The 22,989-nt window shown below is 33.8% G+C and carries 18 protein-coding genes; all 18 read right to left on the bottom strand.

All coding sequences use genetic code 11. The annotated features are described in order from the left end of the window. Positions 1-5 precede the first annotated feature (5 nt). The 18 genes from H8S00_RS08465 to H8S00_RS08380 all read right to left on the bottom strand — a co-directional run bounded on the left by H8S00_RS08465 (position 6) and on the right by H8S00_RS08380 (position 22,910). Positions 6-1,589, bottom strand: a complete 1,584-nt coding sequence (locus H8S00_RS08465; RefSeq protein WP_186840394.1) for an NAD(P)/FAD-dependent oxidoreductase — start codon at positions 1,587-1,589, stop codon at positions 6-8. Next, entirely contained in the window at positions 1,586-2,761 is a 1,176-nt protein-coding gene (locus H8S00_RS08460) for a BaiN/RdsA family NAD(P)/FAD-dependent oxidoreductase (protein WP_207721416.1), read from the bottom strand. The genes H8S00_RS08465 and H8S00_RS08460 overlap by 4 nt, the downstream gene beginning before the upstream one ends. Before the next feature lie 14 nt (positions 2,762-2,775). Continuing rightward, positions 2,776-3,123, bottom strand: a complete 348-nt coding sequence (locus H8S00_RS08455; protein ID WP_021953079.1) for a hypothetical protein — start codon at positions 3,121-3,123, stop codon at positions 2,776-2,778. A 56-nt stretch (positions 3,124-3,179) separates the two neighbouring features. Beyond that, positions 3,180-4,838 (bottom strand): putative polysaccharide biosynthesis protein, encoded by a 1,659-nt coding sequence (locus H8S00_RS08450; RefSeq protein ID WP_021953080.1) that lies wholly within the window; start codon positions 4,836-4,838, stop codon positions 3,180-3,182. A gap of 15 nt (positions 4,839-4,853) precedes the next feature. Further along, positions 4,854-5,951 (bottom strand): DUF3048 domain-containing protein, encoded by a 1,098-nt coding sequence (locus H8S00_RS08445; protein ID WP_021953081.1) that lies wholly within the window; start codon positions 5,949-5,951, stop codon positions 4,854-4,856. A gap of 1 nt (position 5,952) precedes the next feature. After that, positions 5,953-6,453 (bottom strand): rRNA maturation RNase YbeY, encoded by a 501-nt coding sequence (gene ybeY, locus H8S00_RS08440; protein WP_021953082.1) that lies wholly within the window; start codon positions 6,451-6,453, stop codon positions 5,953-5,955. Between the two features lie 2 nt (positions 6,454-6,455). Continuing rightward, on the bottom strand, positions 6,456-7,427 hold the full coding sequence (locus H8S00_RS08435) for a PhoH family protein (protein WP_186840437.1): 972 nt from the start codon (positions 7,425-7,427) through the stop codon (positions 6,456-6,458). Positions 7,428-7,449: 22 nt separating this feature from the next. Continuing rightward, positions 7,450-8,703 (bottom strand): sporulation protein YqfD, encoded by a 1,254-nt coding sequence (locus tag H8S00_RS08430; RefSeq protein ID WP_186840393.1) that lies wholly within the window; start codon positions 8,701-8,703, stop codon positions 7,450-7,452. Beyond that, complete coding sequence (locus H8S00_RS08425) at positions 8,684-8,935, bottom strand: YabP/YqfC family sporulation protein (protein ID WP_021953085.1); 252 nt, start codon at positions 8,933-8,935, stop codon at positions 8,684-8,686. Before H8S00_RS08425 ends, H8S00_RS08430 begins: the two co-directional genes overlap by 20 nt. Positions 8,936-9,045: 110 nt before the next feature. Continuing rightward, the gene (gene rpsU, locus H8S00_RS08420; RefSeq protein WP_005362674.1) at positions 9,046-9,222 is read right to left on the bottom strand and encodes a 30S ribosomal protein S21; all 177 of its coding nucleotides are present in this window, start codon (positions 9,220-9,222) and stop codon (positions 9,046-9,048) included. A 138-nt stretch (positions 9,223-9,360) separates the two neighbouring features. Further along, positions 9,361-12,000: an alanine--tRNA ligase gene (gene alaS, locus H8S00_RS08415; RefSeq protein ID WP_207721415.1), complete on the bottom strand. Its 2,640-nt coding sequence runs from the start codon at positions 11,998-12,000 to the stop codon at positions 9,361-9,363. Positions 12,001-12,028: 28 nt separating this feature from the next. After that, positions 12,029-13,255, bottom strand: a complete 1,227-nt coding sequence (gene tyrS, locus H8S00_RS08410; RefSeq protein ID WP_021953087.1) for a tyrosine--tRNA ligase — start codon at positions 13,253-13,255, stop codon at positions 12,029-12,031. Positions 13,256-13,491: 236 nt separating this feature from the next. Next, on the bottom strand, positions 13,492-14,394 hold the full coding sequence (locus tag H8S00_RS08405; RefSeq protein ID WP_186840392.1) for a hypothetical protein: 903 nt from the start codon (positions 14,392-14,394) through the stop codon (positions 13,492-13,494). Between the two features lie 20 nt (positions 14,395-14,414). Then, positions 14,415-16,586: a hypothetical protein gene (locus H8S00_RS08400; RefSeq protein ID WP_186840391.1), complete on the bottom strand. Its 2,172-nt coding sequence runs from the start codon at positions 16,584-16,586 to the stop codon at positions 14,415-14,417. 15 nt (positions 16,587-16,601) lie between these two features. Beyond that, positions 16,602-17,015 carry a hypothetical protein gene (locus tag H8S00_RS08395; RefSeq protein WP_186840390.1) on the bottom strand — a complete coding sequence of 138 codons (414 nt, stop codon included), beginning with the start codon at positions 17,013-17,015 and terminating at the stop codon, positions 16,602-16,604. Between the two features lies 1 nt (position 17,016). After that, complete coding sequence (locus H8S00_RS08390) at positions 17,017-18,828, bottom strand: serine/threonine protein kinase (protein WP_118588634.1); 1,812 nt, start codon at positions 18,826-18,828, stop codon at positions 17,017-17,019. A 10-nt stretch (positions 18,829-18,838) separates the two neighbouring features. Continuing rightward, positions 18,839-19,786: a PP2C family protein-serine/threonine phosphatase gene (locus tag H8S00_RS08385; RefSeq protein ID WP_199641167.1), complete on the bottom strand. Its 948-nt coding sequence runs from the start codon at positions 19,784-19,786 to the stop codon at positions 18,839-18,841. A 169-nt stretch (positions 19,787-19,955) separates the two neighbouring features. Beyond that, positions 19,956-22,910 carry a glycoside hydrolase family 99 protein gene (locus H8S00_RS08380; protein WP_118588635.1) on the bottom strand — a complete coding sequence of 985 codons (2,955 nt, stop codon included), beginning with the start codon at positions 22,908-22,910 and terminating at the stop codon, positions 19,956-19,958. Positions 22,911-22,989 lie beyond the last annotated feature (79 nt).

The following is a 22,989-nucleotide window of genomic DNA, read 5'->3' as shown; positions in this document are numbered from 1 at the left end:
AGTCATTATTGCAAAGACCTGTATTTTTTTGCCAATGCCTCAAATGCCTTAATTCCATCTATTGCCGCAGATGTTATTCCTCCGGCATATCCTGCACCTTCTCCTATTGGATATAGCCCCTTGATTTCTGATTCAAAATCATCATTTCTGATAATTCTTACAGGAGATGAAGTTCTGCTTTCCGGTGCTGATAAAACAGTATCTTCATTGTTAAATCCATCAATTACCTTTCCAAAATAATCAATGCCTTCCACTAAGGCTTCACACACAAAATCCGGTAATACCTTATTAATATCCGCCATAGTGTATTCCCCCTTAATTTGAGGAATAATCTTTCCAATTTTCTCTGACTTTATTTTTTTCTTAAAATCCCCATATGTTTGCAGGGGAATATTGCCCTTTCCCTGTTTATAGGCAGCCTTTTCTATATCTCTTTGAAGCCACATTCCTGCCAATGGATGACTGCTTCTAAAATCCTTGGGTGATAATGCCACAACTATAGCACTATTGGCATTTTCGCCGTCTCTTTTAGAATAGCTCATGCCGTTTACTGCTATCTCCTTTTCCTCTGATGAAGCATTTACCACAAAGCCACCGGGGCACATACAAAACGAATATACTCCACGGTCTTTTTTTGTTTTGTAAGTAAGCTTATAATTTGCAGCTCCTAACCTATTGTCTTCAAAGTCATACTGGCTTTTATTTATCATTTTCTGGGGATGTTCAACCCTTACTCCCATGGCAAAAGGCTTTCCTTCCATAGGGATGTTTAGTCTGTTAAGCATCTCAAAAGTATCTCTGGCACTATGTCCTATTGCCAATAAACAAATATCCGTATCAATTACTTCTTCATTTGACAATTTAAGCCCATTAACCCTGCCATTTTTTAACAGGATTTCACTAACTGTAGTGTCAAAATAAAAGGTTCCTCCCATATCTTCAATGGCATGACGCATATTTTTTACAACTTCGCTTAAAACATCCGTTCCAATATGTGGTTTTGCATCATATTCAATTTTAGGATTAGCGCCAAATTTAACAAAGGTATTTAATACAAAACCGATTCTGTTTTCTTTATCTTTAATACCTGTGTTAAGCTTTCCATCTGAAAAAGTTCCTGCGCCACCTTCTCCAAACTGCACATTACAGGAAGTATCCAGTTTTTCACCATTCCAGAAAGCATTTACTTTTTTAATGCGCTCATCCACTCTGCTTCCACGCTCAATAATTATAGGCTTGTAACCATACTTTGCCAGCATATATCCGCAAAACATTCCTGCCGGCCCAAATCCCACAATTATCGGTCTTTTGTTTATGGAGCAGGTTCCTGTGGGAGCAAAATCATACTTTTTTTCCTTATCTGTCACCGTAACGTTTTTTCTTGTTTTATTATAGTTTTCTACCTTAAATAAAACCGTATAAATCTTGTTGATTTCCGGCTTTTTTCTGGCATCAATGGAATATTTTAATATCTTTTTTTCTATTACGTCGTCACTATGTATTCCTGCTATTTTTATAGCTTTTTCAAATGCCTTCTGTTCCTTTTCATCTATACTCAACTTTATATTTGAAACCTTTAAAAACTTCATTTACTTATACTTTCTCCTGCTATATATCCGCTACTCCAGGCAAACTGAAGATTATAACCACCGCATCTTCCGTCAACATCAATTATTTCTCCTGCAAAATAAAGATTAGGACAAATAAGGGATTCCATTGTATCTTTATTAATTTCAGAAGTATTAACCCCTCCTGATGTTACCTGAGAAAAATCAAATCCTTTTTTTCGTTTTACGGTAACTTCAAAGGACTTTATAGTATCACATAACATAGTAATTTTATTTATAACATCAGTACATTTAACATTACTTTGCAGTTTTATTTCCTTAAGAAATACAGCTGCCAGCTTTTCGTTAAACAATCCGTTAAGTGCCGTTAATACCGGCATTTTATCTCTTCTTTTAAGGATTTTTTCCAATAATATTTTCACTTCGTCATATGTATAATCAGGAGCAAAATCAATAATTACATTTTCTTTCTCATTAACACTTCTGCTTATATTAAATACCGGAATACCGGATATTCCATAGTCTGTAATCTGAAGTTCCCCTAAATCCTTTATGTTTTTATCTTTAATTTGTACCTTTGCCTTCACCCTTACACCTGATGCCTTTTTTAACTTTTCATCACATACTAAGGCTGTAAGTGCAGGACAAGGCTTAACAATGGTGTGACCTAAGGCTTTTGCTAATTCATATCCGCTACCGTCACTACCTGTTTTAGGTGCCGCCATTCCCCCTGTTGCAATTATTAATTTGTCACAAAATAAATCAATTCCTATATCCAGTACAAAGCCATCATCTTTTTTTGTTACACTTTTCACATTATTATTTGTTTTTATTGTAACCCCTAAAGACAATGCTTCATTGTAAAGTGCATTAGTAATCGTAACAGCCTGATTACTTAAAGGATAATAAAAGCCGTTTTTTTCATAACAATAAACTCCCATATTTTCAAAAAAATTAAGAGCATCTTTATAATTAAATCTTTCTATTACGTTGTTTATAAAATCTTTATTGCCATAATATTTATCCGGTGTAAGAGCACTGTTTGTAATGTTACATTTTCCATTACCGGTTACGTTTATTTTCTTTCCCGGCTTGTTTTCGTGCTCTATAACCGTTACCTTATGACCACATTCAGCTGCCGTAATTGCCGCCATAAGTCCGGCGGCTCCGGCTCCTATTATCACTACTTTCATTTTAATTCCTTTTTTCAACTGGTGTTTGCCTCTAAAAACTTAAACAGTTTTTCGGCATTTTCAATATAAATTCCATTTTCAAGGACTTTTCTGTCTGCCTCGGGAAGCCTTGACACAACAATATCCGTTTCAGCTACAACGGTTTTTCCATCTTTTTTATAAACAACAATTTTATCATTTAAATCTTTAACCCAGTAGCCTTCCACTTCCTTTGAATCACTTTTGTTATTCGGTGAAACATTTACAACCTTTTCCTTTAAATTGTCACCTTCCTTAGTGCCTATTTCCACTCCCACGATATAAGCAGCCAAAAATCCAATTATAAAAACCACTAAACAAAAAATATATGCTCGTTTGCTCATAATAAATCACTCCTTGCATATATTTTTTACATATTTTGTATTTTTTATACGATTTTTTATATCATATGAATTTTTTTCATAAGTTTAGCGATCATTGCCCCTTTTGGCATGGATAAAAGTTCATCCTCTGTTACTGTTTTCGTAATTACCAGCATTAGAGCATATATAACCACTGCAACCATTATAGCAATTATTGTACTTATAGCATTAATTTTAATTAAACCATTAAATAACTTATATATTCCAAAACAGCCTGCTCCCATAACTCCTGCACAAATAAAAGGCTTAACAAAGGTTTCAAACATGTTTTGTCTGTAATTTAAATACTTTTTAATTGACATGGCATTTAACACAGAAACAGTTGCTCCAAACAAAATATCACCAATAACCACCCCATAAATATTTAATTTAAACACAATTAAAAGACAAGGCAAAATAATTAAATGTAAGCCTAAAGAAATGGCTGAGTTTTTAATTGGCACCTTAAGTTTGTCTATTCCCTGAAGTATTGCATTGCTAATGGTAGACAGTGAAAATGCTATTACTGTGAAAATACTAAACACCATCATAGGTGCTGCACCGTCTCCGCTGCTTCCAAACAAGAGCTTATTAATAGGCACTCCCAACACCGACAATCCCATACCACATGGGAAGGCAATTATCATGGAGAATTTAAGTGCCATATCTATTTTATTTTTTACTACGGACTTATCCCCTGCAACATATGAACGAACCAGTGAAGGAACTATTGCAGTGGATAATGCCGATGCAATGGCAATAGGCATTGTTGTAAGGGTTCTGTAAATTCCCGTATAATTTCCATATACCGCACTTCGCTGTGCCTCAGTGCTTTCAGGCGAAATACTATACATTATATTCTGGAATATAGGATTGTCCAAAAGGTTTCCTATATTATATATTGTTGTACTTATAAGTACTGGTGTAATGGTAAAAACAATCACCTTTGTTATGGTACCGTAGCTGTCCACGGACTTGGTTATATCTTTTCTGATATTTGAATTAATGCTTCCAAAATGACGGTACAAAATAATAATCATTATAATAAGTGCAGTAACAGCACCACATAATGTACCTAAGGTACCACCGGCAGCAGAATATGAAGCCCTAAATGTTTCAGATTCATCAGCCATTTTCGACAATGAATATCCATATGCACCTAATTCATAGGCTGCAATAACACTTACAACAGCATTTACAATCTGTTCAAAAATCTGTGATACTGAGGTTGGTATCATATTTCCCATTCCCTGGAAATACCCTCTTAAAACACCTAAAACACAGGCTACCGTAAGAGTAGGTGCCAATATTCTAAGAGGAATTGCAACCTGAGGTAATTTGTATATTTTAACGGAAATCCAGTCAGCACCAAAAAACGCCAGCATTCCAAATATAACACCTATTGTGATACCGTAAATTAAAGCACCTTTAAACACCTTGTGGGCGTTTTTGTACTGCTTTTTTTCTAACTTTTCTGAAACTATTTTAGACACTGCAAGAGGCATACTCTGGGATGACAGCAAAATAAGAACATTGTATATCTCAAATGCCGTGCCGTAATATCCCATTCCGCTTTCCCCTAAAATTCTGTTAAGGGGTATTCTGTAAATAAGACCTATTACTCTTACTAATATTCCTGCAAATGCTAAAATGCTTCCCTGAATTATAAAACTGTTACTTTTTGATTTGTTACTCATTTATTTATCCTTATTCTATTTGATGACAACATTATCTGCATATTCATTCTGAACTATCTGCACCCATGTTTTTCCTGTATTTAAAACAATCTCTTTTCCTGTTTCATCAAAGTATTTTGTTTGTCCGGACATTTGCTTGTCCTTTTTCCATGTAATTTTTTCTGCTTTTCCGTTGGTAATAAACCAGCCTTTTCCTGAACCGTTTAATGTAATATTAAGACTCTTATTGTCAGGATATAATGTGGAATCCACAAATTGAATTATTATATTTGAGCAATGAAGCTGTTTATTGTTCTGGTCATCAATATGTTTTTCTCCATACTGATATCTGTAATACTGACCATTTTTAAACTTGTACCACGGCTTATTTATAACATATCCCATTTCCACGGTTTTAGCTGTTTTCTTACTGTTAAGGTCTACCTTCTCACCAAAATTTGCAAATTTAAAATGACCCTTGTAGCCTTTTTTGTATTCTTTTCTGTATTTAAGAGCTTTTATTGCGTTATTTAAATTCTTTCCTGATGTAAAAGCATTGTGAGGTGCCACTCTGTCTGTGGTACGGTAAAAATAATTTTCCGCATTAAGGGCGCCTACATTGTCTATTTTGTCACTTTTTAAAAATCCCAAAGCATACTGTGACTGACCATAATGGCTGTAAATAGCATCCCACTCTAAAGCAAAAGCACAGTAGTAAATACGACAGCTTCTAACTGAACCCATCTTTTTTAATTTATCATAATTTTGAAAAATTCCCATAATTCGGGTAATTCCACCTTCTACCGGTGCTTCATAGCAAACATCTGCATTGCTTATTCCTGAGTGTGGCATGGCGTTTATAATGTTGTTATACATTAATGCCACAGGTCTTCTTTTTGCTGTTTTATCCTTTACATATTCTCCCGTTAAAAAACTTGGAGTTTTACCTACATAAGGATCTGCCGTTGTGGTTTCAACAGTTTGTACAGTGGTCTCTTCTGTTTCTGTCACTTCTGTTTTTTCTACTTTTTTGTTAGGTATAACAAACATGGCAAGCAGTGCCACTCCGCCTACTGCCACCGTAATTATACCTGCAATAACCAAAGTTACTATTAATTTTTTATTTTTGTTCATTTTAAATCTCCCTTGTAATCCCTAAATTATTAAGAATAATATTCTGTTTGTTTTCCATATCCTCTCTCTCATCTTCCTTAATATGGTCATAACCGAATAAGTGTAGCATACTATGAGCCGTAAGAAAAGCAATTTCTCTTACTTTTGAGTGATTATACTCATAAGCCTGACTTATAACCCTGTCGTAGGATATTACAATATCTCCCAGCATTAATTCCCCTGAATCCGGGTTGAAATAGTTAATATCGTCTTCAACATTGGTAAAATCAGCAGGAGAATCATAGTCAATTAACGGGAACGATAAAACATCCGTTTCTTTATCAATATCTCTTTGAGCTTTATTTATTTCCTTAATGCTGTCATTGTCCACAATGGTAACATTAACCTCACATTCAAAGGGGCATTTCACAAAGTCAATTGCTTCTTCCACTACCTTTTTTATTATTGTATTGTAATCAATATCAATATTTTTACCATATTCATTTTCTATAAAAACTGACATATCTATTTTTTACCCTTTCCTTTGTTTTCGTATTCCTCGTAAGCCTTTACAATTTTTTGTACCAGAGGATGTCTTACAACATCATTATTGTCAAGAAATGAAAATCCAATATCGTCTACATTTTTAAGTACCCTGAGGGCAACTTCAAGACCTGAAACCGTGTCCCTTGGCAAATCCTTCTGGGTTCTGTCTCCTGTTACAATTACCTTTGAGCCAAATCCAATACGGGTAAGGAACATTTTCATCTGGGCCGGAGTTGTATTTTGTGCTTCGTCTAAAATAATAAAAGCGTTATCTAAAGTACGGCCACGCATATAGGCAAGAGGTGCCACCTCAATAATTCCCTTTTCGCTATTACTGATAAAGCTTTCTGCTCCCATTATCTGATAAAGTGCATCATATAAAGGTCTTAAATAAGGATCTACTTTGCTTTGCAAATCTCCCGGTAAAAATCCAAGATTTTCTCCCGCCTCAATAGCCGGTCTTGTAAGAATAATCTTGTTTACCTCATTGTTTTTTAAGGCGTTTATTGCCATTGCCATTGCAAGATAAGTTTTACCGGTTCCTGCCGGGCCAATGCCAAACACTATCATTTTCTTTCTTATCTGGTCTACATAGGATTTTTGTCCTAATGTTTTTGGTTTAACAGGCTTTCCCATAACCGTTCTGCAAATAATATCATCATCTAATTCCAGCATTACAGACTCTTTTTCGTCAAAGCTTAAAGATAAGGCGTAGTCAACATTCTGTTCTGTTATCTCATTGCCCCGCTTTGACAGTTCCATTAATTGTTCAAATACATGACGGGCTCTCTTAGCTGCCACTTCCCCTCCAATAATTTTAAGCTGTCCGTCTCTTGAAATTATGGTAACATGTAATGTTTTTTCGATTTTCTTTATATTGTAATCAAACTGTCCGAAAACATTCTTTTCATGTTCCATTGGAATATCTATTATATTTTCTATTACGCTCATATTTTTCCCTTCATGATTTTTCTTAATCAGATTTTGTGGTTTCTTTATTATTCTCTGATTCAATCTCATTTATTTTTTCGCTTTCAATATAAGAAACCTTTCCTAAAGGTTCTAAACACTTAATCGTCCCCGAAAAAACATAATGATTTTTTTTCTTGTCTATTTTAACATTTTTTTCTAATATTTTGTACCCTTTTTGCTCTAATATGAACATTTTGTAATTGAATCTATCATATAGTTTTTTCTTAGCTTCTTCTTTTGTGTAATTTCTCTTCTCTTTTTCAAACTTTGTAACCACATATTTTTCCATCCCAAAGGGCAAATAGAAATTTCCAAAGGCTTTAAAATTTCTTTCCGATTTTACAACAGTTTCATTTTTGTCATTTTCTTTTATATTCCACGTGTATCCCGCTACTAAAGGTGCATAGTAAGTCCTTTTATGCTTAATATTTTTAACAAAATATGTATCGGAAATTTTATCATTATAAGAGAGATTAGTTATTCCCACAACATCACCATCTGCATTACATAATTTTGTAAATATTTTTTCCCCGGATTCATTAAAAACATCTACAATACCGGATATCAGAACATCTCCTTTTTTTACTTTATCACCGGCTTTTACCACTCCTTTTCCTTTTCTCACTAAAATGGACTTTATGGTGCAGTCCCTGTTAGCAATCAGGTCATAAGTTTTGTCTTCTTTTGCGGAAATTTCAGTGATATAGTTTTCTTTTATATGGACAATAAGATTTGTTCCCTTTACTTCTGCGCAAACCCAGCTTATGTCATTGTATTTTCTTCTTATTTCTTTCTCTATTTCATCACTGTTTATCCGGTTCTTTCTCATTCCTTCTTTTATATCCATCTTTTTTAAAAACCTCATAATCTGAGTTGATGTATAACTGTAATTTCCCTCCACATCAATATTCCAGATAAAGTGAGAATTAATAATTAATAACAATGTAAAAACTGCCAAAATAAATGTCACTGACTTTATCACAGGCAGCCTTGTAATATATGTATATGTTCCTTTCTCTTTTATATCCAGTATCTTTATTCCCATTTTTTCAGCAATATCAAGGACTTTGTTTTTATCTTTATAATTAAATGTTATTTCCGTAATTCCATCTTTTGAATGTATATCCCTTAATTTTATTTTCCCTGTATTATTTATAAATCTGTAAATGTGATTTTCATTAATTTTTATAACTATGTAGTGGAATTTTTTTCCTTCAAAACATGAAAAAAACAAATTAACAAAAGAGAACTTCATTTACACACCCGCCTATTACCATGGTATCACTGTTATAATAACTTATGATGAGTTTTTCTCCCATAACACGGATATTATATTTTTTGCATATTACTTCAATTTCTTCTTCACTGATATTTTTAATTCTTTTATAATTTTCAACTATAACTTCCCGTCTTCCGGTAATTTGGCATAAACATTCATTATTAATTACATCCCTTGGAATATCATATTCATTATCAACGTTAAACATATATTATCCCCCCAATATATACTATGAAATCTTTATGCTGTTAGAACATAGAAAAAAAGTGCGTTGCAGTCGTGATGTAAATCACTGTCGCAACAGCACTTTTTTTATAATTAATTATATTTGCGCTTTCTAGCTGCTTCTGATTTTTTCTTACGCTTTACGCTTGGCTTTTCGTAATGTTCTCTCTTACGAATCTCCTGCTGGATACCAGCTTTAGCGCAATTTCTCTTGAATCGACGTAATGCACTGTCGATTGATTCGTTTTCTTTAACGATAACGCTTGACATTCTCTTCCTGACCTCCCTTCAGTTATAGATTCCTAAAACTGTAGGTATTTGTGCCTAAACACTTAAAATATTATACCATATTTTTCTTTACAGTCAATAGCTTTTTCACGATATTCCAGGTTAAAGCCTGAAAAGTATCTATCCAATCTGTGCTTCAAGAATTTCCTTTGCCTTAGCTACGGCTTCATCTACACCTGCCGGGTTCTTTCCACCTGCCTGTGCCATGTTTGGACGACCACCGCCGCCACCTCCTACGAGTTTGGCAATTTCTTTTATCATATTTCCTGCATGGGCACCCTTTGATATAGCATCGTCATCTGCCATAACAATTACGTTAGCCTTGTCGCCTGTAGTTGACACTAAAACAACAACTCCGCCGCCCATCTTATCCTTAAGTTGGTCGCCAAGATTTCTTAATCCATTCATGTCAACGTCAGCAACCTTTGTTGCTAAAAGTTTAACACCATTTACTTCAACAACCTGACTCATAACATCACCAACTGATGCGTTTGCCATTTTTGCCTTTAACTTTTCATTTTCAGAAGATAAAGCCTTAATTTCTTCATTTAATGTTTCTATTCTCTTAACCAAATTGTTTGGTTCTGTCTTAGCTACCTTTGCAGCTTCGTGAAGTTTCTTTTCAACATCTGCATAGTGCTTCATAAGACCTGTTCCTGTTAAAGCCTCAATACGTCTTACACCTGCTGAAATTCCTGATTCAGATATAATCTTAAAATATGAAATTGTGCTTGTATTTGATACATGAGTACCACCACAAAGTTCAATAGAATAGTCTCCCATAGATACTACTCTTACTTTGTCACCATACTTTTCACCAAATAATGCCATTGCTCCTGTCTTTTTGGCATCTTCAAGACTCATTTCTTCAGTAACTACATCAAGTCCATTTTCAATCTGTTCATTAACTAAGGCTTCAACCTTTTCAATTTCCTCCGGTGTCATAGCCTGAAAATGAGTAAAGTCAAATCTAAGTCTCTCAGCATCAACATATGAACCTGCCTGTTCAACATGATTTCCTAAAACAAGCTTTAATGCCTTCTGAAGTAAGTGGGTTGCACTATGATTCTTAGCTATTGCATTTCTGTTTGCACTATCAACCTTTAAAGTTACCTTATCGCCTACCTGAATCATACCTTCACTAACATAACCTACATGTCCTACCATGGTGCCGTGAAGCTTAATTGTATCAACAACAACAAATGTTCCTTCGTTTGTTTTAATGATACCTTTGTCACCTACCTGACCACCCATTGTAGCATAGAAAGGTGTCTGTTCCACAACAATAGTACCTTTGTCGCCATCAGCTAATGCCTGTACAACTTCTTTTTCTGTTGTAAGAGCAGTAATAACTGAATCTTCAATTAATTTATCATAACCCACAAACTGTGTTGAAAGTGATGTATCAAGACTTTCGTATACTGTCTCGTCAGCACCCATGTAGTTAGTAGTTTTTCTTGCCTTTCTGGCTGTTTCTCTCTGAACTTCCATTGCCTTCTTAAAGCCGTCTTCGTCCACATCAAATCCTTTTTCCTCAAGAATTTCCTGTGTAAGGTCAAGTGGGAATCCATAAGTATCATATAACTTAAATGCATTTTCACCGGACAAAGTTTTTTCATTCTTTGCCTTCATTTCTTCTTCCATGTCGGCTAAAATGCTAAGTCCTGTATCAATAGTCTTATCAAATTTGTTTTCTTCCTCTGTAAGAACCTTGAAAATCATGCTCTTCTTTTCTTCAAGTTCAGGATAACCGTCTTTTGAGCTTTCAATAACTGTTTCTGAAAGTTTTGCCAAAAACTGTCCCTTAACTCCTAACAATCTTCCATGTCTTGCAGCACGTCTGATAAGTCTTCTTAAAACGTATCCACGTCCTTCATTTGAAGGCATAATTCCGTCTGAAATCATAAATGTTGCTGAACGGATATGGTCTGTTATAATTCTGATGGACACATCCCATTTATATTCCTTCTTGTATTCTTTCCCGGTAATTTCACAAACCTTATCTCTAAGTGCTTTAATTGTATCAACATCAAAAATTGAGTCTACATCCTGAACAACTGTTGCCAGTCTTTCAAGTCCCATTCCTGTATCAATATTTTTATTCTTTAATGTTGTATAATTTCCCTTGCCGTCATTTTCAAACTGCGTAAATACATTGTTCCAGATTTCAATAAATCTGTCACAATCGCATCCGACAGTACATCCCGGCTTTCCACATCCATATTTTTCTCCACGGTCATAGTAAATTTCAGAACATGGACCACAAGGACCTGCTCCATGCTCCCAGAAATTATCCTCTTTTCCAAACTTAAATATTCTATCCTTTGAAATTCCGATTTCTTTATTCCAAATATCAAAGGCTTCATCATCATCTAAATATACAGAAGGATATAATCTGTCAGGCTCTAAGCCAACTACCTCTGTCAGGAACTCCCATGACCAGTGAATAGCTTCTGTTTTGAAATAATCACCAAAAGAGAAGTTACCAAGCATTTCAAAAAATGTACCGTGTCTCGCAGTTTTTCCAATATTTTCAATATCACCTGTTCTTATACACTTCTGGCATGTAGCCATTCTTCTCTTTGGTGGAATCTCCTGTCCTGTAAAATAAGGCTTAAGTGGAGCCATTCCTGCATTTATAAGTAAAAGACTGTTATCGTTGTGAGGAACTAATGAATAGCTTCCTCTTACAAAATGATCCTTTGACTTAAAAAAATCCAAATACATTTTTCTAAGTTCATTTAATCCATATTTCTTCATTTTTATGCCTCCGGTTATATTAATATAATTAATCTGCTTTTATCTGGTGGAAAGCTTTCTTACCTTTTTTAATAAGTAAAACCCCATCTTCATTAAATTCTGAAGTAGTAAATGATGTTTCAATGGCATTAACCTTTTCTCCGTTGACGGAAACACCACCCTGCTGTACAAGTCTTCTCGCTTCACCTCTTGATTTTGCAAGTCCTGTATCTACTAACAGTGTAAGAATATCTTTTCCGGCATCTATTTCATCTTTTGAATATGTTGTAGTTGGAATATTACCTGAAATACCACCGTTGGCAAATATCTTTCTTGATGCATCCTGTGCCTTCTTTGCTTCTTCTTCACCATGAACTAAATTTGTAAGCTCATATGCTAGAATTTCTTTTGCCTTATTTAATTCACTTCCCTGCCACTTTTCCATTTCTTCTATTTCTTCTAACGGAACAAATGTAAGCATCTTTAAGCACTTAATAACATCTGCATCATCTACATTTCTCCAATACTGATAGAACTCATATGGTGAAGTTTTTTCAGGATCAAGCCATACTGCACCGCTAACTGTTTTACCCATCTTCTTTCCTTCTGAATTAAGAAGTAGTGTAATAGTCATGGCTGAGGCATCTTTTCCTAACTTACGTCTGATAAGCTCCGTACCACCAAGCATGTTGCTCCACTGGTCATCTCCACCGAACTGTAAATTGCAGCCGTAATCCTGATACAATCTGTAAAAGTCATAACTCTGCATAATCATATAGTTAAATTCAAGGAAAGTAAGTCCTTTTTCCATTCTCTGCTTATAACATTCTGCAGTAAGCATTCTGTTTACGCTAAAATGTGCTCCAACATCTCTTAAAACATCAATGTAATTTAAGTCCAATAACCAGTCAGCGTTATTAACCATTAATGCTTTTCCGTCAGAAAAGTCTATAAATCTGCTCATCTGCTTTTTAAAGCATTCAATATTATGATCGATAGTCTCCTTAGTCATCATTTTACGCATATCTGTTTTTCCTGAAGGATCACCAATCATAGCTGTTCCGCCACCTAACAATGCTATAGGTTTGTTTCCTGCCATCTGAAGTCTCTTCATAAGGCAAAGAGCCATAAAATGTCCAACATGCAAACTATCTGCTGTAGGGTCAAAACCTATATAGAAAACAGCCTCTCCTTTATTAATTAAATCTTTAATTAATTCCTCGTCTGTCACCTGCGCAATAAGACCACGAGCCTTTAATTCTTCGTAAGTATTCATAATCGAACAAATTCCTTTCCTCTTTTTATTATTGCTCATAAACTCAATGTATAATTTTAGCATATGGAAATAATTATTTCAAGGAAATAACTTCCGTTAATCCCTATATTAACTAATAATTTCCTGATATTTGCGAGTTTTGGCACTGATTTTTTGTATTAAAGGCTATTATAAAGTAATAAATGCGTAGAAATCAATGTATTGGTGGGAGAAAAACTGCTTTAAAAGACATTACATTATGTTCTTTTGTAGTAGCGAACCCATTTATATGGACCTGTTCCTTTATAATACTTTTTTCTACTATTAATATAATAAAAAAACTTTACTTTAAAAAAATACGCTTTTCCATTTTTAAACTTTTTCCCTGAGTGTTTAAATTCATAACTCTTTACTTTTTTCTTCCATGTGGACAATTTGATTATCCTTGAATTTGCAAATTTCAAATTAGATGAATACATTACCTCAATACCATCTATTTTATTCCAATCCTTGTTGCTAAAATATAATCTTACCTTCCCTTTAGCATTTTTAACATTGATTAATCGTACTTTTATTTTTCGCCATTTTAATGTAAGTTCTGTGTTTTCCCTGATAACAGTCACCTTATTTTTTCCCTTGTACCATCCACAAAAAACATATCCGTCATTTTTAAGAAAAGGATAGGATTTAATCATTTTCTCATAATTTTTAGGTAACACTAATTCTTTTTTATTTTTTTCTATAATCTCATATTTTTTACCATTATTATAAACTACAATTTTTATGTTTCTTTGTTTTATTTTTGCGGTCGTTACTTCTTTGTCAGGCTTCAGGGGTTGTACAATAGTACATTGTGTTTCTGTTATAAGACCTGTTTCACCCACTGATATGTTTTCAGTTACATTAGCGGTTGTTTCTTCTGTTAAGTATGAGGTTATCTCCTCTGATAAATCTGACGTTGTTTCACCGGATGTACTTTCATTTTTACTTTCTGTTTCTTCCTGCGATACTGTTTCTGTATAATTAGATGTGGTTTCAATTTCACCACAGCTTTCTTCATTTTCATTTCTAATTGCACCAACGCAATTTCCGTTAATTATTGTCATTACAACCCACATGCTAAAAATAACCAAAGTTATCATACATTTTTTCTTCTTCATTTCCTCTTGTGCCTCACTTTTTATTTGTTATTTCTATTAACCATTACAATGGTTATAACTGTTAAAGCAATAAAAACTATTGCTCCTAATGCTAGTCCTCCAAATATCAATATCTGCTTTATAGAGCCTTCTTTTATCATTGTAATTTCCCCACCTTTTGTTGTATTTCCTGCCAAATCACTACAGGAAACCTTGGCATTTAAAGGATTTTTACCAATATCACCTTCAAAAACCAAATTTGTGGATGTTGATTCATCATCATTTTTCTTTAAGTCATAAGACTTATCACCTATCAAAATTTTCACGGAATTTTCGTCCATATTATCGTCGCGTATTTTTAATTTGATTTTTCCACTGGAAGTACCCTCAAACAGCACTATTTCCGGTGGTGTTTTATCAATGATAATCATCTTATTTAAGCTGTTGCTTTCTTCCGTTCTTGCAATTAATGTTCCATTTTGTCCTGCAATAGAAGTTGAATTAATCTGTATGTTATAATTTCCCTCATCAAAATTGTATTTTTTTATAACATACCTATATTCGTACCTGTATTTTGGATTATCACTCTTGTCTAATTTTTTGAAAGTATACATATTAGAATCAAGAGTTTTAGTGGATATGCTATCTATTATCACGACGCTACTTTTACTTATCTCGTTCTTGTTATATTCATATATAACTATGTCATTTAAATCCTTTATGGGATTGTCGAACAATTCATCCTTTTCCGCTACATATAAAGACCCATCTCTATTTACCGTAAATGCCCCTGTTACCTTTCCTTTAGATATAACATAAGGGCGTTTTCCATCTGATTTTAAAGTATTTTTCTTTGGTGAATTCCCTGCATAGTCTGTAACATATATAGACAGCGTATAGTACCCATCATCCTTCAAATCATCAATTGAATATTCAATTCTGTTTCCGTCAACCGTCGATTTTAAATCGATTTTCGATTTCTTTTTTCCATCATCTGATAGTTTAAATAAACTTACTACATGTTTTCCTATTTTTGTTTCATCTGAAAGAATTATATTAAGTGGATATGGAACCTTCTCACCATTTTTCAAGCCTTTTCCGGTGCCGTTTTCAAATCCCTTAATAACTACTTTGGGACTTTTTTTATCAACAATAACAACACATGATTTAACTGTTTCCGACTTGTTTCCTGCCTTATCTGTGGACTGGACTTCTACAATATTTTTCCCTTCACCTAATTTAATATTGCCTCTATGGGTATTGCCACTTCCACTCCATGATACGATAGCATTTTTCCCATTTATTTTTACAGTTGTTTTACCTGAATCAAAATTCTTTTCCTTAATAGTTACCGGTATTGAAACATCGTGATTAATGTATTTTGTTTTATTATCTGTAAATTTATTGTCAATTTTTATTGTCGGTTTTGTACCATCAATTATTAAAACTTTACTAAGCGTTAATTTATCGTTTCCGGATTCCACTGTTATAGCTCCCTCATTATCCCCTGCAATATTTAGTTCAAAATATGCAATATGTGGAATGTAATTATCAGCTAATTTTTCTTTATTCTTTGAAATTATCTGTACAGGATATACTACCTTTTCTCCCCACTTAAGAAATATCTCATTTTCTGATATTATTTTCTTCTGACTTCTATACAAGACCTTTATTAAATATTTTTTCTCCGGAACCCTTATTTCCTCTACGCTATTATCAGGTAAAATATATGGCTTTGTTTTACTATATACCTCTCCATCTATATTTACCTCCCTGTCTTTCCCACCTAAACCAACATATATCTTATTATCTGATTTTTTTATGTATGAAAACTCCTTATATATATTATAATAAGTTCCTTTATTGTAGATAATGTCTATTGCTAATGTATAACTACCTGATTGCTTCAAATTACATTTATACTTTAAAATAATTGTATTTTTGTTAATTCTATATTTTCTGATATTTGATATTTTTAAATAGTGAATTCGATTTTTTCTATCATAATAATAAAATTCAGCCACATCCACTTCTTCTAAGTTTGTTGCAGTCACTGTAATCCGCACATTTCTGTCTTCCTTATTTCTTGAATCAATTACCATTTTAGGTCTTGCTGCGCTTACCTGTGTAACATCTGAAAATATCAAGAGAAGCATACACACTACACCCAACTGCATAATTGTCTTTATAAATTTTTTAACATCTAAATGCATATTATTCCCTCCCCTTTAAATAAACTCTGATGTATTAATGTAAACAATATTTTTAACAAGTACAAAATTAGAATTAAATTTTGCATTTTTAGCCGCTTCCATAGATGCTGATTTTTCCATTACTCTTCCTGTAAGCCCTGTTCTTCCCGACTTTCCTGTCTTATTTTTACCTGTCATTCCTGTTTTTCCAAGGCTTCCTGTGTCATTTAATCCACCTTCTAAAATATCCTGACCATAATTTTTATGCTGATGACTGCCACTTCTTTTTCTCATCTCTTCAACCTGTTTCTGTGTCAAAGTTCCATTCAGATCCTGAATAACTTCTTTAATACGAAGTTTGAAGAACAAAATAATACTTGTTATTAAAGAAATGGCTGCTAAAGTAAAAAATACATATGTTAATATTCTTAAAACGTCATTTATGTTCATATTATATGTCCTCCATTGTTTTCTTTGCTATCTGCTGATATATGTTTGAGAAGTATGTCTCAGCCTTAACCCTTTTCTCATTAATGCTTTCTTCCGATGAACTATCTACGTTCTTCTTATTAGTATCATTTTTTAAATATTCATACGCACTTATGCAATACTCCTCTATCTGATTTTGTACATTATTATCTGATATAGTAGAATACTGTGTTCTTTGTTCATACACTATATCCCCTACTATAAGATACAGGTTAACTTTTCTCATATATGAATCTTCTTCGTCTATTGCCTTTACCATTTCATTCCAATACTTAACCAGATCTTCTTCTGTGATTGAACTTCCATTATCACTAAGCCCACTTGAAGATTTTTTAAATGCCTTAATTACCTTGCTTATTTCGCATATTCTGTTTTTAAACTGAACATTTTTCTTATCGTAATTATCTGTCACTTTTTTATATCTCAAAGCAGCTTCCTCATTACGACTTTTTATTACATTGTCATCCATTTTGCCTTCACTAAACATGTAATAATCCATATACAGATCCCCTGCTCTGAAATATATGTCATTTCTATACTCTTCGTCTAATTTTTCCACATCTGATTCATTAATAATTTTGTCAAGCTGATTAAACATTTCATTTTCAGTCTGATTATATTTCTCTTTTTCCTGTTCAGTTAATGTTCCATCATTCACCTTCTTTAAGCAATCACCTGACAAACTAAGAATATTTTCTTCAAACACGTCCAAATAGTTAGTAACCAACTCGTTTAATGATTTATTACCCGGTGCAATTCCGTATTTATCAATTGCTTCATATAATTTGTCAAGATTTCCACCATTTGATGACTCTGCACCATATACACGTATAGTGTCAGAAATGGTCTGATTCAATGTAGTTCTATATCCTATAAGTGTTCCTGTTCCTGCCAGCGCCATTATTAATGTAAATGCAGATGTCAAAATAAACTTATTAAGCTTTGACTTTTGTTTTTTTCTATATGGTTCTCCTAATTCATCTAAATGATTAAGTGCATATAACACTTCCATACATGACTGAAATCTTTCATCCGGGTTTAACTGAGTACACTTTTGAATAATATATTCTAATCCAACAGATAACTGTGGATTTACATCCCTGATTGGCAATATTTCATAAGGTGGCTCACAGGGATTTTTTCCCGTTACAAGATGATAAAGTGTTACTCCCAGTCCGTATACATCTGTTCTGGCATCTGTCTGTCCCATTCCTCCAAACTGTTCCGGTGCAGCATATCCCTTGGTTCCAAGACTTACAGTATCCGATGAATTCTGTTCCTTATATTCTCTTGCAATACCAAAATCGTATAATTTAATATTTCCATCAGGTTTAAGCATAACATTAGCCGGCTTCATATCACGATAAATAATAGGTGGCTTCCTTGTATGCAGATAATCTAAAACTTCTGCTAATTGGATTCCCCATTCAATAACAGCTGCCTCCGGCTGTGCACCTTTCTTTTTTAATATCTTGTCAAGAGGTTCACCTTCTATGTAATCCATAACAATATAAATTGTCTGTCCGTTTTCTATAATATCCACTATTCTCGGAAGATTTGGATGGTCTAACCTTTTCATGAGATTAGCCTCCGACAAAAGACTTTGAACTACTATCTGATTTTCACTGTTTGTTCCTTTTCTCTTAATTTCCTTTACTGCCCACTGTTTATTTAACCGGTTATCCATTGCCAGATATACAACGGACATACCTCCTCTTCCTACTTCCTTTAATATTTCATACTTTCCCTCAATTACCTCTCCTATTCTCGACATATTGCTCCTCCTAAATTACCTTTAACAACATTGCAGTAATGTTATCTTTTTCTTTTCTTTCTTTGTTCAATTCTACAAGGTCTACAAGACTCTTTTTCATAATTGCTTCATTTGTCATAAGATTAGAAGCTAACAGTCCATATATTTCATTATCTGTTATTTTGTGTCTGAATCCATCACTGCATAATAAATATTCATCCCCTACAGATACCTTTCCCTCTGTAAATTCAGGTACAACAACACTTGATGCTCCAATACACTGTAGTAAAACATTTTGTCTTGGGTCTTTTTTCCCTTCTTCCGGAGTAATAAGTCCCAATTTTATATCCCTTTGAACAACAGTCTGATCCTCCGTCACCTGTTCTATAGTGTCACTTAGTTTATAAACTCTGCTATCTCCCACCTGAACAATCAGGAGATTATTTCCCACCACAAGTAGTGCCGTCAGCGTAGTTCCTAATTGCAAATGATTATTTTCACCATATTCATTAATAATTTCATTTTGTTCTTTTATAATGTTTTCCCAGTCTGTTTTTACTTTTTCATTTTCATAACCGGATTCAATAATTTTAGGTAAGGAATTTTCAAACCATTCTGACATGGTTCTTATTATTGTTGCACTTGCCAATTCTCCCTTTTTCAGTCCTCCCATGCCATCACACACCACTAAAAAAGCCACCTGTCCTGATGGTGTATCAGCAATTTTCAAACATAAACTATCCTGATTTTGTTTTTTGAAAATTCCCACATCAGAATGTACTGCCGCCATAAATTTCATTTTTAATTCATTACTGCCTTCTGTTAATAATGACGTTTCATTAAATATGGAATCTTCTTTTTCATACAATAAAGTTGTTTCACAATCTTCCACATTTAAAACTTCCGTCTCACACATCTCGTTTTCTATTAGTAATGTGGTGTTTCGTTCTACGTTTTCATATTGTAAGTTGTTTTTCATTGTTTTCTCCTTTTTATTTACATATTTTATGTGTATTAATATATTGTATGTAATAATATTATAAATATATTTACTTGTCAATAAGTAATCTGTAATTAATATGATACAGTCAAAAAAAGAGCCTATTACCCATTCCAGTAATAGACTCTTTTTTTATTTAGCTATTAATTTATTTACCTTTTACAATTATGTTACTCCAATCGTAATCAACTTTTGTATATCCCGGAGTTACAACATTTAAAATCTTTTCGTAAAGATAATTATGTCCTGAATATGTAATCATTTTCTTTTGCTGATATAAAACATTTGCCACGGAATATATTGACATTGTCTTAATATCACCATAAACATACTTACCGTTATTTAACTTAGCATATGCTCTAACAGATATTTTACTGCTAAGCATTCCCGTACCGGAATTTCCATAAAGCATTGTCATGGTGTAACTTGTTGTGTTTACATCATCTGAAAGCTTAAACGGATTCTTACCTTCATCTGTAGCTTTAGCTACTGTTACATACTGGTTCTGACTTCCAACGACCATATCACTCTCTGATATTCTGTCTGTTAAACCATATATAAGTCCTACCTCTGATGCTTCCTTGTCATCATCCTTAATAGAATAAATTGTTCTAAATCCCTCAAGAGTTGAACTAATCTGGTATCCGTTAATTGACAACTTCATATTTGTTGAAACAGGAGCTTCTGTAGTTGGCTGCTGAGTTGGTGCCTCTGTTGTTTCTTCAACACCCTGACCTTCTCCATCTTCAATAATAATATTATCAAAGTATGAGCTGTAATTTCCTGCATTTCCGCCATATGCTAATGCAACACCTACAATGCTCTTTCCTACAAGACTATCACTGCCAAATGTAAATGAACAATCACTCCAGCTTCCTACATTTCCTTTGGTTGAAGATGAGCCCATTGAAACTCCATTTGAAGCAAATCCTCTTGCACTTACGTAACTTCCGTCATCTAACAATAAATCAACATATGTATTTCTGCCTCCGTTATTTACTGCATACATAGAATATGAAAGCTTCATTCCCTTTTTAATTTTAATGGCAGTTTCAGAAATCTGATAAATATATGATGAATTATTTCCATTTCCGTTACCACTAAATGCTGCTAAATAATCACCTGTCTTTGCTGTATTATTCTTTACTATAGATGCATTACCACTGGCATTGCTTGATGAAAGAACCTTATTGTTCTTAAAACATGGGTCAACCGGATAATTGCCATTATACTTGGAATCAACACATGTTACATATTTACTTTCAAAACTGTTTCTATAATAAATCGGTCCGTTAGAATGTGCCACAGGGACCTTGCTTACGGTACTTCTCTGACCTTTCATCATCTTAATAGCTTCATTTACCACTCTCAGCTGGAAGTCAGATGAAAGCCAGTATCCGTCACAGCTTGCAGTTACAAAGTACTGATTTGTTGGAATATCAAAATAATCACTTGCATTCTTTGCAATGGCAGTTCCTTCATCATATTCATCAAACATAGCCACATAGAATGCATCAAGACCTCTTTGCTTTAACTTATATGCCTGATTCCAGAATGTCTGACCTGCATTTCTTGCAATCATGTTAGGCTTTCCATTTTGCCATAATGTCCATGAAAATCCTGAGAACACAACAGGATAATAATCCATATTATTATTTTTACAATATGTAATATCCGGATCTAAGTAGTTAGCGTAAATTGAATCAACACTTCCTTCATCTGCTCCTAATGCACCAACATACCATGGTGAAATCATATCTGCCTGATTATAAATATCTATATACTGGCTCTGACTTCTCCATTCTCTTGGAACACCAATTATTACATAACAACCTCTGCTATGGAAGAATCTAATGATTTCTTCGTAGTCAGCACGTCTGCTAGGTCTTGTATTTTCAGCATTGCTGAATCCAAATCCCCATACACATACAACAGGCTTTCCGTCTACTGTAGCATATGCGTTAGAGTTTAACATTTCAAGAGACTGCTCAATATTGTACACCCAGTCAAACTTCATATCCTTAACATATGAACTAATTGAAGTTGTATCGCTTGAATCAGTAATCTGGCTGCCACCACTTATGTCATACATAACATACATAAGTCTGTTGTTAGCTTCAGCAGCATTCTGAATTTTCTTAAGCTGTGTTGCTTCCTGGGTAGCTGTAATTGTTCTACCTGTAAGACCACCAACGAAACGCTGTATTGCAGCTCCGTCTATTCCATACTGATTCATCCATTTAAAGTGAGTATCAATAACATCCTTTGTATTTGAATCAAATAACTTTGTTGACTTTCCGTTTCCTAAATTAGAAAAACCTGTTTGTGCCAATGAGCTTTCGGCATATTCAGTTACATCCGGGAAATAATCTATTGAAATCTTTCCCGGTCTTGGCCAGTTAGTTCCATCAGCATCTGCATCACCATATGCATAATGCTGCCATGAATTATACTGTCCACCGGTTCCAAACCATCCCTGATATCCTGCAAAGGATTTTCCTTTGAACTCTGAATTTGCAGTTCCCCCGGTTCTCTTTCCAAGAGGTTCTGCGTCAGGGTTTACTGACTGCTTAGTTAATTTAATGCTAGAGATGGTTGTACCTGAATTTCCTCTTCCCCAAATTCTAAAGTCGCATCCTCCGTTTTGTGCTTTTTTGAATGATGCATCATCTATACATACCGTTGTTGTAACCCATGTAAGTGAATTTGACTTATTTATGGTAGCCTGCTTATAATTACTGCCTGTTGCATTATACTGAACCTGGAAAAAGTCATTTCCTTCATCATAGTATGTAACCTCCACAAACAAATCATTATCACTTTGTGTTATTGCATTATTTTCAACCTTAAAATATGCATATTTATTGTTTGGTATAAGTCTTCCTGATTTACCTTCCTTTGAAACTTTATAGGTATAAGCTTCAGCACTTGTGTTTGAATCATCAACAAATGCCAAATTCTGACCTACATAATTTCCCGATGTAAAATCTCCTGATGCTGACACATCAGTTGCTTTAACTTCTGTAGTTACTAATGTCTGTGCCATTCCCGGCATAGTAAATAACATAGCTAAAGACAAAATAATCGAAAAAATTCTTCTCATATCTTTTTCCTCCATAATTTTTTAATAAGTTAAACGTTCAACCTCTTTATTTATTAATATTAACATTTATATATTTAAT

The organism is Eubacterium segne, from assembly GCF_014287775.1.
Classification (GTDB): Bacteria; Bacillota; Clostridia; order Lachnospirales; family Lachnospiraceae; genus Eubacterium_G; species Eubacterium_G segne.
The sequence above is the reverse complement of the archived record's forward strand: the minus strand, read 5'-3'. Positions and strand labels throughout refer to the sequence as shown.